The sequence below is a fragment of the Marinoscillum sp. genome (assembly GCF_040222955.1).
Lineage (GTDB): Bacteria > Bacteroidota > Bacteroidia > Cytophagales > Cyclobacteriaceae > Marinoscillum.
In genome coordinates this window covers 402,378-420,179 of record NZ_JAVKCA010000007.1, presented here as the reverse complement: position 1 = coordinate 420,179, position 17,802 = coordinate 402,378, and the positions used below count along the sequence as shown (strand labels likewise).

Below are 17,802 nucleotides of genomic sequence, written 5' to 3'. Positions count from 1 at the left end.
TTCGGGTTACATTATTTAGTTTTGGGGCGGGATGGAACAGAAAACCCGTACAAAAAGGAAATTAGGGAGCTATCCCTTCGTGAGTGTTACTTTTAGCATCACGCTGGCACTCTTTGTGATCGGACTATTTGGTCTCATGGCTCTGCATGCCAATAAGCTGACCAGCATTATCCAGGAAAACATAGAGCTGCAGGTTTTTTTGAATAAGCAGATTTCCACAGGAGAGGTGAGTAAGATCAATCGCACCATCGGTTCCAAGGACTATGTGATCAAAGAAAACAACGAGCCCAGAATAAGGCTTGTTACGAAAGACGAAGCGGCTACACAGTTCATAGAAGATACGGGAGAAGACTTCAAAGAGTTTTTAGGAGATAATCCGCTCCGAGATGTACTGATCATCAATGTGAAAACGAATTACCAGTCTGCAGATTCCCTGAAGATGATTAAAAAGGACATAGAGAAGATGAGCGGCGTCTACGAAGTGTCCTATGTAGAATCTCTGGTAGAAAGCATCAATGAAAACCTAGCCAAGATTGGAGTGATTCTGATTGGTTTTTTTACTATTCTGCTTATTGTGGTCGTTATTCTCATCAATAATACCATCAAATTAGCTTTGTTTTCCCAGCGTTTTCTTATTCGCAGTATGCAGCTGGTGGGAGCCACGTCCGGGTTCATTCGAAAGCCCTTCCTCAGACGCTCCATTTGGTATGGTTTTCTTGCAGGACTCTTTTCATCATTGATGCTGCTGGCGCTGATGATGTATGCCAACCAGCGGATAGAAGATATCAGAGCGCTCCAGGATTTTGAAAGTTTAGGAATACTTTTCGGGGGATTAATCGTTCTTGGAATTACCGTAGGTTTTTTAAGTACCTACCGGGCAGTCAAAAAATATTTACAAATGTCATTAGACGAACTTTACTAGCTTATGTCAGATCAACATAAATTCGCCTTTCAAAAGGCCAATTATATCATCATGCTCGCGGGCGTACTGACCCTGGTGTTGGGTTTTTTCATCATGGCCTCCGATAGTGAGCCTTACGGATTTGGTTTTCTGGGCCTTACACTTGGACCCATAGTGGTGATGCTTGGATTCCTGATTGAGTTTGTAGCCATCTTTTACAAATCAAAGAAATCAGAATCAGATAGCCAATAATAGCCTATGACCTGGATTGAGGCGTTAATTCTTGGAGTTATTCAGGGATTAACTGAGTTTTTACCAGTCAGCAGCAGCGGGCATTTGGAGATGGGCACCGTGTTGTTGGGGGTGAAATCAGAGGAGAACCTGCTGTTTGCGGTGATCGTACATGCGGCCACTGCATTGAGTACCATAGTGGTTTTTAGGAAGGATATAGCAGAGATCATTGCAGGGTTGTTTCAGTTTCGCTGGAATGATTCCTGGGATTTTGCCCTCAAAATCATTATTTCCATGATTCCTGTTGGGATTGTGGGTGTGTTTTTTGAAGATGAGATTACAGCCCTTTTCACTGGCAATCTGTTGTTGGTGGGGAGCATGCTTTTGGTTACTTCTGCACTTTTGTTTTTTTCTCATTTTAAGAAGGATAACGAGAAACCGGTGAGCAAAGCATACGCCCTCATCATTGGACTGGCCCAGGCCGTGGCCATCTTACCCGGTATTTCCAGGTCCGGTGCCACCATAGCAACCGGATTACTCTTGGGGGTTGAAAAGAACAAAATCACCCGCTTTTCATTTTTGATGGTGCTTATTCCTATTATGGGAGCCAGCATGCTGAAGCTGAAGGACTACTTTGAAGCACCTGCGGCTCACGAGGGGCTGTCTGGTCCCTCCATGGTGGTGGGGTTTCTGGCAGCATTTCTGGCTGGCTACGTGGCTTGTAAATGGATGATTGGTATTGTGAGAAAGGGTAAACTCACTTACTTCGCGGCATATTGTCTGGTCATCGGACTTGTTGCCATTATTTCTCAGATATGGATGTAAATGCCTACACAGAAGGACAAATACTGCTTATAGATAAGCCACTCACATGGACCTCTTTCGATGTGGTGAAAAAACTGCGTTACGCACTTAAAGTCAAGAAGATCGGGCACGCAGGGACACTCGATCCCTTGGCTACAGGTTTACTACTTATCGGCACAGGTAAGTTCACCAAAAAGCTGAATGAGCTACAGGGCCTGGATAAAACCTATGAGGGAGTCATCACCATAGGAAAAACCACTCCATCTTATGACCTGGAGACTGAATTTGACTCTGAGGCTGATATTAGTCACTTGACTATGGAAGACCTTCAGGGTGCTGCGCTGAAGCTTACAGGCCCCATAGAGCAGGTGCCACCCGCTCACTCTGCTGTGAAGGTAAACGGCGAACGGGCATACAAGAAGGCCAGAAAGAATATCGAAGTAAAGCTGGACCCCCGAAGCATTACCATTCATGAGTTTCAATTGCTCAAGGTGGAGGGTGCTAATGTCCATTTTCATATTAGTTGCTCAAAAGGAACTTATATCCGTAGCATCGCTCGTGATTTTGGTGAGTTACTTGGAGTAGGGGGACACCTCTCAAGTTTGAGGCGAACCAGTATTGGTGAGTATCAGGTGAGTGATGCTGAGGAATTGGAAGCATTTGTTGCCAAAGTTCGAGCTTATGAAGCTGATTGATGATCTTTCTCAGTTTGAAGCGCCGGCGTATGCTGTGGTGACCAGTGGCACTTTTGACGGGGTACATGTGGGACATCAGAAAATCCTTCAAAAAATCGTCCACGAAGCGAAGAGAAAAGGAGGAAAGAGCATCGTGCTTACTTTTTGGCCACATCCCCGATTTGTGTTGAAAAAGGATGCCGGAGACCTTAAGTTGCTAACCACCTTTGAAGAAAAGGTGGAGTTGCTGGCTGAGAATGGAATTGATTATTTAGTCAAAATACCTTTTACCAAAGAATTTTCGGAACTCACTTCGGACCAATTCATCCGACAGGTTCTTGTGGAAAAGCTCAACACCAAACTTTTGGTGATTGGTCATGACCATAGGTTTGGGAAGAACAGGGAAGGGGGGTTTGACTACTTGATGGAACATTCAGGAGCGTATGGTTTTGCCATAAAGGAGATCTCCAGAAAGGACATTGAGGATGTGGGTGTGAGCTCCACGCTGATCAGAAACTCCCTTGCCGAGGGCAACATTCACATTGCCAATGATTTTTTGGGAAGACCCTATAGTCTCTCCGGTTTTGTGAAAGACGGGGATCGGATAGGTCGTAGTATTGGGTTTCCTACCGCTAATATTGATGTACCGGAGGCTTACAAGCTCATTCCTGCCGATGGGGCCTACGCCGTATTGGTTAGCCTTGAGGGAAAGAAATTCCAGGGCATGCTAAACATTGGGCAGCGACCTACAGTTTCTGGTGAGGAGCGAAGGATTGAAGTAAATCTGTTTAATTTTGATGCAGATATCTATAATCAGCGCCTCACTATTGAGTTCATTAAGTTATTAAGGTCGGAGAGAAAGTTTGAAAGCATTGAACGATTGAAAGAACAACTCTCCCTGGATAAATTAGAAGCAATTCGGATTTTAAACCAACAGACATGAATGTACTAAAGTTAAACGCATCGTTGATCATCATGGTCCTCTTGTCGGGGTGCGTAGCTTCAGGAGGAAAAGTCACTTCTTTGCTTTTTGCCCCTTCGGATGACAAGAAGTTGGGAGAGCAGGTGAGCCAGGAGATAGCCAGCAACCCTGCTGAATATCCGGTTTTATCTGAGAGTAAATATCCTCAGGCTTACCAATACCTCAATGCCATGCGAGACAAAATACTGGCCAGTAATGATATCGACTACAAAAGGGAGTTTGCCTGGGAGTTGAAAATCATTCAGGATGACAAAGTGCTTAATGCCTTTGCCACCCCAGGAGGCTATATCTATGTTTATACGGGCCTGATCAAATACCTTGAAAAAGCAGATGACCTGGCAGGTGTGATGGGCCATGAGATTGCACATGCCGACAGGAGGCATTCTATCAAGCAACTGGAAAAACAATATGGGTTAAACATCCTTCTGAGTATAGCACTGGGCAACGAACCAACTCAGCTCGCTCAAATTGCAGCACAGCTGGCAGGCACTGGGGCTATTTTGAAATTTAGCAGAAGTGCCGAATCAGAGGCCGATGAGTACTCTGTGAAGTACCTGGGTGATACCCCTTATGCCTGCAATGGAGCCGCTTCTTTTTTCCAAAAGCTTTTGGATCAGGGGCAAGCTGGCGGTACACCGGAGTTTCTGAGTACGCACCCCAGCCCCAAAAGCAGAGTGAGTGACATCAATGCCACCGCACAGTCAGCAGCGTGCAGCACGGACCTCATCAAAGAGACTGGTATGAATTATACGCAGTTTAAAGCCAGCCTTCCTTAAGTAACTATGAGAACGATGAAAATTTTATCCCGAGCCTTGGTCTTATTTCTTTTGCTGTTTTCGATGGCCTGCGATAAGAATGGAGACGTCAGTTTTTTTTCGATAGAGCAAGACAAAGAGCTGGGTGCACAGGTGGCGGCTCAGATTGCCTCAGATACCAGTTTCAATATATTGTCAGCCTCAGAATATCCGGAGGCTTATGCCTATCTGGAGAGCATGAAAAATGCCATCCTCAATTCGGGTAAAGTCAGCTACAAAGACGAGTTTGTTTGGAAACTACACATCATTGAGGATGATGTGCTCAATGCTTTTGCCACTCCGGGTGGTTACATCTATGTGTATACCGGGTTGATTAAATACCTGGAAACAGCCGATGACCTGGCCGGAGTGATGGGCCATGAGATCGCTCATTCGGATCAGCGGCACAGCTCCAAGCAGCTACAAAAGACCTATGGGGTGCAGATTCTTTTGAGCATCGCCCTGGGTGAGGATGCCTCGCAGCTGGCTCAGGTGGCTGGTCAGATTGCAGGTACCGGAGCTATTTTAGCATTTAGCAGAAGCGCTGAGACGGAAGCAGACGATTTTTCGGTGCAGTACCTGTCCAATACAGATTACGCCTGTAATGGTGCCGCCAGTTTCTTTCAAAAGTTATTGGATGAAGGGCAGGGGGGCAGCACGCCTGCTTTTTTGAGTACCCACCCTTCTCCTGACAACAGAGTAGCCGATATCAATGCCAAAGCGGATAAGCTGGCGTGCGATACCGGCAACATTACCGAGAGCGGATTTACATACCAAGATTTTAAAAATAGTTTACCTGAATGAAAAAATCAGACATCAATATTACGGTGGAGCTGGATGACCAGAACATCCCGGAAAAAATAACCTGGGATGCAGACGAAAAGGATCAGCCGGGAGCTTCTGAGACGAAATCCATGAGCTTGTCACTCTGGGATGAAAAGACCAAAAACACACTGCGGATAGATCTCTGGACTAAGGACATGCCTGTGGAAGACATGAAGCGGTTCTACATCGATTGCCTGGGTGGGTTAGCTCAGTCTGTGCTGAACAGCACCGGAGATGAATACATGTCATCCGAGCTCAATGCACTTTGTGACCGGTTTGTAACTCATCTGAAGGATGAGGTGGGTTAGAAAGAATACGAAAGAGATATGAAGGTAAAGCCTGTTGACACCAACAGGCTTTTTTATGCCCGAAATTGTTTGTTTGATCAGAATACCTATGGTTTTAGGGAGAAAATCTTGATATTTTTATCTAATATTAGCTTTTACTATCATACTTACATTAACCTCTACCCTAATGACGCTTTCTAGGATCAAATTTTATCTGAGTTTCCTTCTTCTTTGTTTAATTGGTATGCATGCATACGGTCAGGTTAACATCGCTGGTCAGGTGACAGACGACCGAACAGGAGAAGCACTTATCGGAGTAAACGTGCTGGTAAAAGGGACGGTACTGGGTACCATTACCGATGTTCAGGGAAACTTCAATTTGAAAATCACCTCACCTCCTCCGGTGACTTTGGTGATCTCCTTCGTGGGATTTGAGCGTCAGGAAATAGAGATTGATCAGGCGGTTATTTCAAACCTTCAGGTGAAGCTCACGGAATCTTTCATGCTGGGGCAGGAGGTAGTGGTTTCCGCCTCACGTGTGGAGGAGAGCATACTCCAATCTCCCGTGAGTATTGAGAAAATGGACATACTTGCTGTTCAAAATACCTCGTCAGATACTTATTACAAAGCAATTGCCAACCTGAAGGGAGTGGATGTGGCTTCCAGTAGTATCAATTTTCAGATTATCAATGCCAGAGGTTTTGGGAATACTGGTAATACCCGATTTGTACAACTGATAGACGGGATGGATACACAGGCGCCCGCTCTTAATTTTCCGATAGGTAACCTTAATGGACCCTCTGAACTGGATGTAGAAAGTGTAGAATTGATTCCAGGGGCTTCGTCAGCGCTGTACGGCCCAAGTGCGTTTAATGGTGTGCTGCTTATCAATAGTAAGAATGCATTTGATTATCAGGGAGCCAGTGCTTTTGTGAAAACAGGAGTGAACCATGTGGGTAGCTCCGCAGACCAGGGGCCGGCGCTCATGAAAGAGGCTTCCATTCGCTATGCAAAAGCCTTTAATAACAAATTCGCTTTTAAGATTAACGGTAGCTACTCCAAAGCTGATGACTGGCATGGGACGGACGCTTCTGACCGGAATGCTGAGTTCAATCCATTGGCATCTGTTGGTGGTGAAAATCCGGGGGCTGACAGGCTGCACTTCCATGGAGATGAGGCAGGTATTAACCTGGCCATATTCCCGTTTAGTGCGGCGTTTGGTACCATTGCACGAACCACTCAGTTTGAGAACGGAAGGTTTGCTTCCAACTACATGAATGCCGGGGATCTGCCCAACCATGTGGCCACGATTACCCCTTACAAGGAAGTGGATTTAATCAACTATGGTGCGGAAAATATGAAAGTGAATACTGGTCTCTACTACAGGATCACTGATAATATGGAGCTTAGTTACTTGTATAATGCAGGTTTTGGTACCAGTATCTATACCGGTGCTCAACGTTATTCACTTTCCAATTTTGGGATCCAGCAACATCGTTTGCAGCTGCGTGGAGACAATTTTTTCTTTCGGGCCTACGGCACCTTTGAGAATTCGGGAGACTCCTATATCACCGAGTTTTTAGCTAAGAGAGTGAATGACCTGATGGTTGGTTATAATTTCGGAGATTATCACAATGGGTTTAACCCGTTTGAGAATCAAGGGAAGGGTGACCTCACGGGATATCTGGTGGATTATGGTATAGAGTACCTTCGTTCTATCAGTGATCAGGGTTATGAGCCGGGTGAAATTGCCTCATTGAGTGACGCTGAGCGGCTTCAGGTGCAGCAGATGGCTCACCAGTTTGCCCGGTCTACAGTGGATGATCGATACATTATGGACCCTAAAACCGGCACAGTGACAGACGGGGAAGGCAATACGCTTACTTTTGAAGATGTGAAGAAAGAGGCGCTCAAAGGAACCATTCCGAATGGCCCAAGTTTCGCAGATAAGTCTGCCATGTATCATGCAGAAGGGCAGTACGATTTTAAAAATGAGATTGATTTCATGGAGCTCCAGATGGGCGCCAGTTTCCGAATCTATGATCTGGGCTCTAAGGGCACTATTTTTCCGGATACTGTAGGGAATGAAATCGCTATTAAAGAATATGGCGTTTATGCTCAGGCGGGTAAGAGGCTTACTGACAACTTCAAGCTCTCAGGGTCTGTGCGCTATGACAAAAACGAAAACTTCAAAGGACAGGTAAATCCAAGAATCTCAGGGGTATTTACATTTAATAAAACTCACAATATTAGGGCTTCGGTACAGACTGGTTTCAGGTTCCCTACTACCCAGGGTCAATACATCAACCTGGATGTGCTTTCCAGCAGATTGCTGGGTGGATTACCGCAGTTTTATGAGCAGTACCTCCCTGATCCTGAAAACAACTATTACTACTCTGGGGCCTCTGTGAACGCATTTCGAAACAATATTTTTGCCGGGCAGGAGATGTCGGAGGCGGCCACCGCTTTGGTGAGACGGACAGATTTTAGTCCCGTAAAGCCCGAGCAGGTAAAGTCCATAGAGGTGGGGTATAAGAGCCTCATCCAGAATAAACTGTTGGTGGACATGGTCTATTATTACAATAGTTATTCAGATTTTATCACACAGGAGTTGGTAGTAAAAGCTGACAAGGATACCGAGGGCGAACCCAATTATCTCACCATTTTAAGAAGTAACGCAGACAATGCGTTTTCTATCTATACCAATCTGGACAGCAAAGTGACTACCCATGGAGCGGCTGTAGGTCTGACCTATAGCCTGGTAAAGGGGTATCAGTTGGGGGGAAACTATACCTGGAGCAAGTTCATCAGCGGCTATGATGAAAATGTGCTGAATGATTTCAATACGCCTGAACACAAGTTCAATGTCAATTTTGGCAACAGAAAAGTGACCGATGTATTTGGGTTCAATGTCACCTACAGATGGCAGGAAGCCTTCAGATGGGAGTCTTCATTTGCCCGGGGGCCAGTGCCATCGTATGGCACCCTGGATGCCCAGGTTTCTTTAAAATTGGATAATCTGAGATCAATTTTGAAAATTGGAGGGTCCAATGTGCTGAATAATTACTATATTCAAAGTCTGGGAGGACCCAATATTGGTTCCATCTATTATGTGTCCATTAGTTTTGATGAATTAATGAACTAAACGGTTTTATCACCAATCTAACCGAAGCCCTTTCCATTTGGATAGGGCTTTTTTAGTGGATTTGCGATATTTAGGATATGGAAAACGGGGATTTTAAACATTTCAGCAGACTGAGAAGCAAGCTCTATGTCGTCGTGTTTGGTACCGACACACCGGCAGGCAAGGCTTTTGATTTAGTACTGCTTGTGGCCATTGTACTCAGTATTGTTGTGGTCATGCTGGAGAGTGTAAGGGATATCAAAATCAGGTTTGAAGAGATATTCTACATACTCGAATGGACCTTTACGATCATTTTCAGCATCGAATATCTGCTGAGGATTTTTATCAGTAAAAAACCAAAGACGTATGTCTTTAGCTTTTTTGGCGCGATAGACCTCATCGCCTTGTTGCCGACTTATATTAGTTTGTTTGTGACAGGCGGTAGCTACCTGGTAGTGATCCGGGCGATACGGTTGCTGAGAGTCTTCCGAATCATGAAGCTCACCAGATACATCAATGAAGCCAGGGTGCTAGGTGAGGCCATGGAAGGGGCCAAGCGCAAGATCCTGATATTTATGGGAGCGGTATTTACTTTGGTGATGATCACTGGCACGCTGATGTACCTCATTGAAGGTGGACAAAATGGGTTTACCAGTATACCTCGAAGTATCTACTGGGCAGTGGTGACGGTGACTACAGTGGGATACGGTGACATTGCACCTCATACGGTACTTGGGCAGTCGTTTGCCACGATGTTGATGCTTACGGGCTATGCGATTTTGGCGGTGCCCACGGGGATTATGACTTCTGAAATCAATAAGGTAGAGCGTCGTGGGTCTATCAAAGATAAGATTTGTGGGCGGTGTACTACAGGAAATGAACGTCAATCCAATTACTGCACTAAGTGTGGAGAACGGCTGGAGCAATATGACAAGACATAAAAAAACCTCCCTGAGTCATCAGGGAGGTTTTTTTTATAAATTCAATTGATTTGGTCTATTGCGGAGGTGTCAATATACCGGCAATCACGTGTACACGCCCATTAGCGGTAACCAGTGATGAGCTTGCACTTGCAGGTACAGCCACCTGGGCCTCTGGGGTGGTATCACCATTTGAATCAATGACAATACCGGTCAAAATACCTTTTGATGGATCAGTAGGCGCCTCAGTTGATAACACGGTCAAGGTAGCTCCTGAAGCTGCAGAGAACTGTGCACCCTGAGTCATGTTGGAAGAAAGCACTTCAGACAAAACAATATGGGTGGTGATAATGCCATACCATTGCTGTGCAGTAAATGAAGCAGCAGTAATACTTCCGGCTTCAAAGGTTCCATTACTTGGAGCAAATACTGTATGCGTGGCATTACCTGAAAGCATGGAGTAGATCGTAGTTGCAGAATTTTGAGCCGCAAATGTATCAGCTTTGAAGATTGCCTGAGCAAGCAGTGAGAAATCAGCACCCAATAGCAATGTACCTGCATTGGTACCAAGGATAGGAGTCAGCTGTGCGCCAACTGTTTGGGGTATCAATACAGATCCTACCACGTGCATCACACCATTGGTTGCTTTTTTGTTTGCGCTGGTGATGGCAATGGCAGCATTAGAAGAACCTGTAAGCAAGGTTCCATCTGCATTCACCACAACTTTATCTGTGCTATTCACATCTACACCCTGCCCAGTAGCCAGTGTGGTTACCTGTTTGCCTGAAGTCAAATCTGCTTTGAGGTAAGAAGTCACCGAAATGTGATAAGCCAGTACATTTTTGATAATATCTGGATTGATGGAAGTTATTTGAGCTGGGAATCCAGGAGTGGCCAGCAAGTTGACAAACGCATCATTGTTTGGAGCAAATAGGGTAAAAGTACCACTTGCACCCAGAGTAGCTACCAGATCAGGATAAACACCCAGGTACTTCTCGAGTGAATCCAGACCTTCAGTGCTTTGTACAAGTTCCCAGATGGTCTTGGTAGGTTCACCCTGAGTGTCATCGTCATCATCACTATTGTCTACATATCCTGTTGGTTGCTCACAGGCGCTTACAGAGGTATTGGCATCACCCAAACCATCCGCATCGGCATCCGCATACCAGGTAGTTTCAGTACATGAAGGTTCATCCTCACCACAGCTGGTGGTGAATGCCAGGCCAATTACTACGGCAAGCAAAGCCAGGACTTTCAATGGGTTAATTGAATTTTTCATCATCATCTTCTTCGATTTTGTTTAATGTGTAATTTAATTCCAATCTCTCATTTTTATGGAACACATAAAGTTAGATAAAATTATTATGCAAGCATACTATTTTCATCCCCAGATGTGTCGAAATATTTTCATTTTGTTAATCCTCAGATCTTTTTCCGAGCTACCTGAGTGTGTAGGTCTTTGAGTTTCATGAGCGCCGCACTGCCATACCATGGCCTCAGTTCCATTTTTAATCTACCAGCCTGAATGGCCGGATCTGTGCTGGTCAGTGCTTCTGCTTCTTCTATGGTTTCCACCGCAAAAACGTAGATGCCGCGTATCTCCTGATCATCGAGAAAAGGGCCTGCAAGTACCAGGGTACCCTCCTCAGCCATTCGGGTGATATTATCAAGATGGGCTCTTTGAAGGCGCGAGGCTTCCAGAGAATCCTGACTTCTGTTCGGGCCCGCTACCAGATTGGCAATGACGTAAGACCGCATACCATAGTCATCTGCACCTACCTCAGCGGCGAGCAGCGAATCATACTCCAGAGCCTTTGGTGTTTGCAGGTTGGTTTGTTCTTTTTCGGGAAATTGGCAGGCATACAGTACCAAAATGAGCCCAGGGATTACTATCTTATGAATGAACATATGATCAAAGGGATTTTAAAGTTAATCTAGTGATTTTGACTATAAAGGAGGAAATGATTAGTTTTAAAGAATACAAAAATTTCTATGAATAATTCAAAAGATAGGAATTATCTACCAAAAAACTATCAGGAGCTACTGGCGAAGTACCGTAAAGTGCCACCTGTATTGTTGGACACCAATCATCCTGCTTCGCCCAGGCGCAGTGCCCTGGCTACAGGTTTGGAGGTTTACACCGGGGAATGGGGTGATGTGCAGAAGCTTCATTTACTCAGGAGAACACTTTTTGGAACCAGACAAAGTGATTTACAAGCACTTTCTGGTTTGGACGTATCACAGGCTGTTGACCTGTTGCTGACCAAAGGGGATGTGACGCTCCCTGTGAACAATTACAATGATCCTGAAAACGGGGTAGTGGACCCTGAGATTGCCTTTGGCGAAACCTGGGTTAATGCCGCTCATGGTGATGAATATGAAGGACCCAGGACCAATTCACTCAAAGGGTGGCTGATTAAGAATATGCTCAATCAGGACACTACGCTGGAGGAGAAAATGCTTCTTTTTTGGCATAACCTACTGCCCATACAAACCTGGGGAGTTTTCTACGCCAAGTTAAGCTACCGCTATTTTGAGATGCTCAGAAGAAACCTCTTTGGCAATTTCAAAACGATGATCAAAGAACTGACCCTAGATCCGGCCATGCTTCTCTACCTGAACGGCACTTTCAATAACAAGGAAGCTCCGGATGAGAACTATGGGCGTGAACTTCAGGAGCTATTTTGTATTGGCAAGGGTCCAAATGCCAACTTTACAGAAGAGGATGTGCAGTCCGCGGCCCGTGTGCTCACCGGATGGGTGGTCCGTTGGGAGGAGTTTGAAGAGTCTGGGATTTTGCCGTCTTATTTCTATAGCCCATTTCATGAAACCGGCAATAAACAGTTTTCAGCATTTTATGGCAACAGGGTTATACTGGGCAGAACCGGAGAGGCGGGAGCGGAGGAGCTGGATGAATTGCTGGATATGATTTTTGATAACAACGAAACAGCTCTTTACCTGTGCAGACGACTGTATCAGTTTTTCGTGTATCCGGAGATAGATGACGCGGCTGAAAGTCAGGTGATAGCGCCCCTTGCTGATATATTGAGAACCAATGATTATGAAGTAAAGCCCGTACTCGAGGCGCTATTCAAAAGTGCTCATTTTCATGATGAAGCCAATCGGGGAGCCATCATCAAAAGCCCTTCAGAGTACATCCTGGGCTTATGGAGAACACTGGAAGTAGAGGGTGTAAATGCTGAAGATTTGTTACTGGGCTATACACAGCATAACAGCTTCTTATGGAATATGGCTAATCTGGGTATGGAAATAGGCGATCCACCGAGCGTATCGGGGTGGCCGGCTTATTACCAGATGCCCTCTTACGATAAGTATTGGTTGACTACAGACACCATTGCCAACCGCGCGATTGCAAGCGATTCACTGGTTTATTGGGGATTTTGGATCAAGGAGGGAATTCAGATTCCCGCAGATCTGATCAAATTCATCAGTGGACTCAATCACCCGGAAGATCCTAACCAGATGCTCAGGGAAAGTAGCAGGCTCTTGCTGGGAATGGAACTGGAGACAGAGATGCTGGACAATTTGAAAAGCATTTTATTGTCCGGCCAGCAAACGGATAGCTACTGGTCCACGGCCTGGGGTGAGCTCATGGAAAACCCTGAAGATGATGAGTACAGAATGGTAGTTGAAAATCGTCTGAAACCCACTTTTCAGCATTTGTTACAATTGGGAGAAGCCCAGCTAATGTAGATTTATTATGAGAAGAAGATCATTTTTAAGACACGTTTCTCATTCTCTGGCGGTACCAGGTGTACTGGGTGCTATGGGCTTCCGCATGCCAGGACCCAATTCCCTGACCTCATTATTGAGAATGGCTGCCGATACCGATCGCGTATTGGTCATGATATTTCTGGAAGGCGGAAATGATGGGTTAAATACCATCATCCCCATGGATCAGCTTTCTGCTTTGAACAAAGTAAGACCGCATGTGATTATGCCTGAGAACAAGCTTCTGACCCTTTCAGATGCTGATGTGGCGTTTCATCCCTCTTTTGATGGGTTGAAATCTTTATATGAAGAGAACAGGTTTCAGGTCATTCAAAATGTGGGCTACCCACAACAAAACTATTCCCATTTTCGGTCCACCGATATATGGATGAGTGCTTCAGATTCTAATGAGTTGGTCAATTCAGGGTGGACAGGACGCTTTTTGAGTGATTCCTATCCCGGTTACCCTGAGAGTTTCCCCAATGTCGACATGACTGATCCATTGTCGATTGAGATTGGCTATGGCAGCTCTTTGCTTTTTCAGGGCCCTCAGTCCTCCATGAGCATGGTTATTAGCGACCCGGATTTTTTCTATGACCTGATAGAGAATGAAGAGCGTGAGGTGCCAGACACACCCGCGGGAGAAAAATTGAAGTATGTGCGACTGATTGCCAAGCAATCCCAACAATATGGGGAGGTAGTGAAAACGGCGGCTTCCAAGGTGAAAAATCAGGCGACCTATCCGCAAACGTATATTGCACAGCAACTGAAGATTGTTTCTCGGCTGATTGCCGGAGGGTTGAGAACTCCATTGTACATGGTGCGATTGGGTGGTTTTGATACGCATGACGCTCAGGTAGAGGGATCTGATCATACAAAAGGCGAGCATGCCACGCTCCTCAAGGACTTGAATGATGGTATTATGGCCTTTATGAAAGACCTGGAAATGCAGGGAACAGATGATAAAGTAATTGGACAGACGTTTTCAGAATTTGGACGACGCATTGTTTCCAACGCCAGCTTAGGCACAGATCACGGTGCTGCCGCTCCGATGTTCTTTTTTGGAAATGCCGTGATGGGAGGGGTTACGGGTACGAACCCTACTATTTCCAGTAATTCCAAGTATGATGACAATCTCGAATGGGAGTTTGATTTTCGACAAATTTACGCTTCTGTGCTGGAGCAATGGTTGGGGGCTCCATCCACTCAGGATTTTTTATTTGGAGATTTTGAGACGGTCTCTATCATAGGCGAACGTGAAAAAACACTGGCCGCTCAATCTCCGGAAGGCCGGGGGTTATTGGTTTATCCCAACCCACTCAATGGAAGGGCTACCATCCAAGTGGATACCGTGGCGGAGCCCGTGGCTATCGATTTGATAGACATCAGTGGAAAGCATATTGAGTCCATTTACAGGGGAAGTATCTCCAAAGACCAGCAGATTGACTGGGAGACTTATCAGCTACGTCCGGGTAAGTATTTTGTCACCGTGCGTGGCCAGCATACCAGGCGGGTTTTTCCTGTGGTGAAGGTCGGGTACTAACGGACTATTTCATAGTGAAAACAAACATCAGGGCAGCTATTCGCTGCCCTTTCTCTTAGGTGCTTCCCTTGGAGGATTCACCTTCAAAGGGGCTGAAGTTTTCAGTTCACCGGTGGCCAAAGTGAGTGTGTATTCACCTGCGGGGAGATAGTACTTGCCATTGTCTCTTGCTTCCAAAGTGTTTTCCAATTCCAGCTTCATTTGCAAGTCTTTGACCTGTGAACTGTCCAACGTGAAATCATATTCTATATAGTTCAGCCCCCTGTCCAGCTCAGCAGTCCATGATTTCAAAGTCAGGCTATCCATGGAAATGTCCAATGTAGCCGTGCCTCCGTTGCTCACATATGTTTCTATGACGGTTTTGGGTTCATTATAGCCATCCCAATGCCAGCTCCCTTTGGTGCCCCACCTTTCGGAAAAATTCTTCTCGGAGATCGGAAATACTTTGACATGATCATTAAGTCCGGGTAGCTGCTGCAAAGATTCAATATCAGCTACATAGATTGAACGCCCGTGGGTACCGAGTATGAGGTCTTTGTCTCTGGGGTGGATCACCAGGTCATGAACCGCCACGGCGGGGAGGCCTTCGGCAAAAGCCATGAAAGTCTGACCTCTGTCCAGAGAGACATACGCTCCGTGATCAGTGCCCACGTAGAGAATGTTTTCATTTTCCGGGTCTTCCTTGATCACATTTACAGGTTCTTTGGGCAAATCCAAACCGATTTGTGTCCAGGTTTTTCCATAATCATCGGAGCTATAGATCAGGGCATCAAAATGATCCCAGCGGTACCCATTCAGGCTGGCATATACCCGGCCTTCAGCGTGGCCCGATGCGCTCACCCTGCTCACCCAGAGGTTGGTGGGAAGGCCTGTGGTAACTTTCTCCCATGTTTGTCCGGCATCCTTACTCATGTGGATGAGTCCATCATCGCTGCCCGCATACAGCAGTCCAAACCTTATGGGTGATTCGGTAATGCTTGTGAGTGTGCCATAAGCCACATCACCTTTTTTGCCGCCCAGGGTCAGATCATCTGAGAGTGTTTCAAAATCTTCACCCTGGTTCATGGACCGATGAAACTTGTTGCTACCGAAATAGACAATGTCCTGATTGTGACTGGAGAGCAGGATGGGTGACTGCCAGTTCCAGCGAAGGGGAGCCTCTCCCAGCTTGTGTTTAGGGGTGATGTATTTTTGGTCTCCGGTGGATGTGTTGATTCTGAAGTAATTGCCAAACTGATAGCCGGTATACACCAGGTCGTTGGTTCGGGTATCTATCACCACCTGCATGCCGTCTCCACCCATGAGGCGCTCATAGGGGTATTTTCCTTCTTCCAGCCAGCTTCTGCTGTAGGTATAGTTGCTCGGGCCTTTCCAAACCCCATTGTCCTGAAGACCTGCATATACATTGTAGGGCTCCGCCATGTCTGCGTTGACGGTATAGAGCTGACCTACTGCGGTTGAGTTACATTTGACCCAGGTTTCCCCAAAATCATAGGAGATGTTGACCCCACCATCGTTTCCGTTGATCAAATGGCCTGGTCTGGAGGGGTTGACCCAAAGTGCATGATGATCCGCATGCACATTTTCCATATCGGTAATGCTCCAGGTGCTACCTCCATCTGTCGACTTGATCAGGGGTACTCCCATGGTATACAGGATATCAGGATTTTGACCGTCCACTCTTATTTGTCCAAAATAGTAACCGTAGGAGAATACCAGGGCATCGATGTAATCAGCATGTGTTTTTTTCCAGGTCTCTCCACCGTTATCGGATCGATACACTTCTGCACCTTTTACCGGGGTGTCGAAAAGAAGCGAATTGGCATCCTCCAGGTAAGACACCAGGTCCTGGGGTTTGACTTTGCCACTTTTTACATCTTCTTTGATGTCCACGGCATTGTATTCATCAGGGAAGTTCTCCCGATCCAGAAAATCATTCAGCTCATTATTTGTAAGAGCCAGAAAGGCATCAATTGTTGTGTTTCTGAGTAGGTTTTTGGTCACCGTATGGGTTTCCTTTTCATCCTCATCGCGACGGTCCTGATTATCCAGTATGGCGTAGACGATCTCGGGGTTGGAGGGAGCATAAGCCAAACCAATTCTGCCTGTACCTTCAGTGTCAGGAAAACCATTGTCTCCTGAGGAGATGTTGAGCCAGGTGATGCCACCATCCGTGGACTTAAACATGGCCGATCCTTTGCCGGATTCTTCAAAATTCCAGGCTTTACGGTCTTTTTGCCAGGCAGCAGCAATGAGTTCATCAGGATTTCTTGGATTTAAAATCAATTCTACAATACCGCTTTTCTTATCTACATAGAGGGTTTTTTCCCATGAAACACCACCATCCACCGTTCGGTACACCCCCGATGATTCACTGGAGGAGTATAGCGGTCCCAAAACTGCTACCCAGAGCATTTTCGGATTGTCGGGATGTACAATCACTCTGCCAATGTGATGTGATTCGGGAAGGCCCAGATGTGACCAGGACTGGCCATTGTCTGTGGATTTAAATAATCCATAACCCGAGTAAGAGGAGCGGCTGGAGTTATTTTCACCTGTACCTACATAGAGGATTTTCTCAGTCCAGTCCACCGCAATGTCGCCAATGGTCATGACGATTTCATTGTCAAATAAAGGACTGAAAGAGGCACCTTCGTTTTTTGTTTCCCAGAGTCCACCGGAGGCGTAAGCCACATAGAAGTGAGTGGGATCCTGCGGGTCCACTTCCAGATCAACCACTCTTCCACTCATGATAGTGGGGCCGATATTTCTGAAGGGAAGGTTTTTGACCAGGGAGTTTTCCATAAGACGTTGTCTCTGCAAAAAGCCTTGCCATCGGTCTGTGGCGGAGGTGGCGGCAGGGACATCGTTTACTTTGAGTTTTTGCGCTGTGAGGTGGCTGGCCACCAGCGTAAAGGAGAGCAGTAAAATCAGGGGTAGGCTTTTCATGCGTAATGTTTTTGACGGAGGTGTAATTATACTAAA

At 46.0% G+C, this 17,802-nt stretch carries 15 protein-coding genes; 12 read left to right on the top strand and 3 right to left on the bottom strand.

Annotated features, from left to right (window positions below; translation table 11 throughout):
* Positions 1-31: 31 nt before the first annotated feature.
* From RIH33_RS03920 to RIH33_RS03875, 10 genes are all read left to right on the top strand, one after another.
* Positions 32-922, top strand: coding sequence for a cell division protein FtsX (locus RIH33_RS03920; RefSeq protein WP_406653820.1), 891 nt, complete (start codon positions 32-34; stop codon positions 920-922).
* A gap of 3 nt (positions 923-925) precedes the next feature.
* Positions 926-1,153, top strand: a complete 228-nt coding sequence (locus RIH33_RS03915) for a DUF3098 domain-containing protein (RefSeq protein ID WP_406653819.1) — start codon at positions 926-928, stop codon at positions 1,151-1,153.
* 6 nt (positions 1,154-1,159) lie between these two features.
* Entirely contained in the window at positions 1,160-1,957 is a 798-nt protein-coding gene (locus RIH33_RS03910) for an undecaprenyl-diphosphate phosphatase (RefSeq protein ID WP_406653818.1), read from the top strand.
* Entirely contained in the window at positions 1,948-2,631 is a 684-nt protein-coding gene (gene truB, locus RIH33_RS03905) for a tRNA pseudouridine(55) synthase TruB (protein ID WP_406653817.1), read from the top strand. The genes RIH33_RS03910 and truB overlap by 10 nt, the downstream gene beginning before the upstream one ends.
* A complete protein-coding gene (locus RIH33_RS03900; protein ID WP_406653815.1) occupies positions 2,618-3,553 on the top strand; it encodes a bifunctional riboflavin kinase/FAD synthetase in 936 nt (311 codons plus the stop codon). Before truB ends, RIH33_RS03900 begins: the two co-directional genes overlap by 14 nt.
* Positions 3,550-4,368: a M48 family metalloprotease gene (locus tag RIH33_RS03895; RefSeq protein ID WP_406653813.1), complete on the top strand. Its 819-nt coding sequence runs from the start codon at positions 3,550-3,552 to the stop codon at positions 4,366-4,368. Before RIH33_RS03900 ends, RIH33_RS03895 begins: the two co-directional genes overlap by 4 nt.
* Positions 4,369-4,383: 15 nt before the next feature.
* Positions 4,384-5,190 (top strand): M48 family metallopeptidase, encoded by an 807-nt coding sequence (locus tag RIH33_RS03890; protein WP_406653812.1) that lies wholly within the window; start codon positions 4,384-4,386, stop codon positions 5,188-5,190.
* The gene (gene gldC, locus RIH33_RS03885) at positions 5,187-5,519 is read left to right on the top strand and encodes a gliding motility protein GldC (protein WP_159580609.1); all 333 of its coding nucleotides are present in this window, start codon (positions 5,187-5,189) and stop codon (positions 5,517-5,519) included. Before RIH33_RS03890 ends, gldC begins: the two co-directional genes overlap by 4 nt.
* Before the next feature lie 223 nt (positions 5,520-5,742).
* On the top strand, positions 5,743-8,643 hold the full coding sequence (locus RIH33_RS03880) for a TonB-dependent receptor (RefSeq protein ID WP_406653810.1): 2,901 nt from the start codon (positions 5,743-5,745) through the stop codon (positions 8,641-8,643).
* Between the two features lie 77 nt (positions 8,644-8,720).
* Complete coding sequence (locus RIH33_RS03875; RefSeq protein WP_406653808.1) at positions 8,721-9,563, top strand: ion transporter; 843 nt, start codon at positions 8,721-8,723, stop codon at positions 9,561-9,563.
* Positions 9,564-9,618: 55 nt separating this feature from the next.
* Here the strand turns inward: RIH33_RS03875 and RIH33_RS03870 are convergent, their stop codons facing one another.
* Positions 9,619-10,821 (bottom strand): fasciclin domain-containing protein, encoded by a 1,203-nt coding sequence (locus RIH33_RS03870; protein ID WP_406653806.1) that lies wholly within the window; start codon positions 10,819-10,821, stop codon positions 9,619-9,621.
* A 143-nt stretch (positions 10,822-10,964) separates the two neighbouring features.
* Positions 10,965-11,450, bottom strand: a complete 486-nt coding sequence (locus RIH33_RS03865) for a YciI family protein (protein WP_406653805.1) — start codon at positions 11,448-11,450, stop codon at positions 10,965-10,967.
* 84 nt (positions 11,451-11,534) lie between these two features.
* Between RIH33_RS03865 and RIH33_RS03860 the strand changes: the two genes are divergently transcribed.
* The gene (locus tag RIH33_RS03860; RefSeq protein ID WP_406653804.1) at positions 11,535-13,256 is read left to right on the top strand and encodes a DUF1800 family protein; all 1,722 of its coding nucleotides are present in this window, start codon (positions 11,535-11,537) and stop codon (positions 13,254-13,256) included.
* A 7-nt stretch (positions 13,257-13,263) separates the two neighbouring features.
* Positions 13,264-14,817, top strand: coding sequence for a DUF1501 domain-containing protein (locus RIH33_RS03855; protein WP_406653803.1), 1,554 nt, complete (start codon positions 13,264-13,266; stop codon positions 14,815-14,817).
* Between the two features lie 36 nt (positions 14,818-14,853).
* Here the strand turns inward: RIH33_RS03855 and RIH33_RS03850 are convergent, their stop codons facing one another.
* Complete coding sequence (locus RIH33_RS03850) at positions 14,854-17,766, bottom strand: WD40/YVTN/BNR-like repeat-containing protein (protein ID WP_406653801.1); 2,913 nt, start codon at positions 17,764-17,766, stop codon at positions 14,854-14,856.
* Between the last annotated feature and the right edge of the window lie 36 nt (positions 17,767-17,802).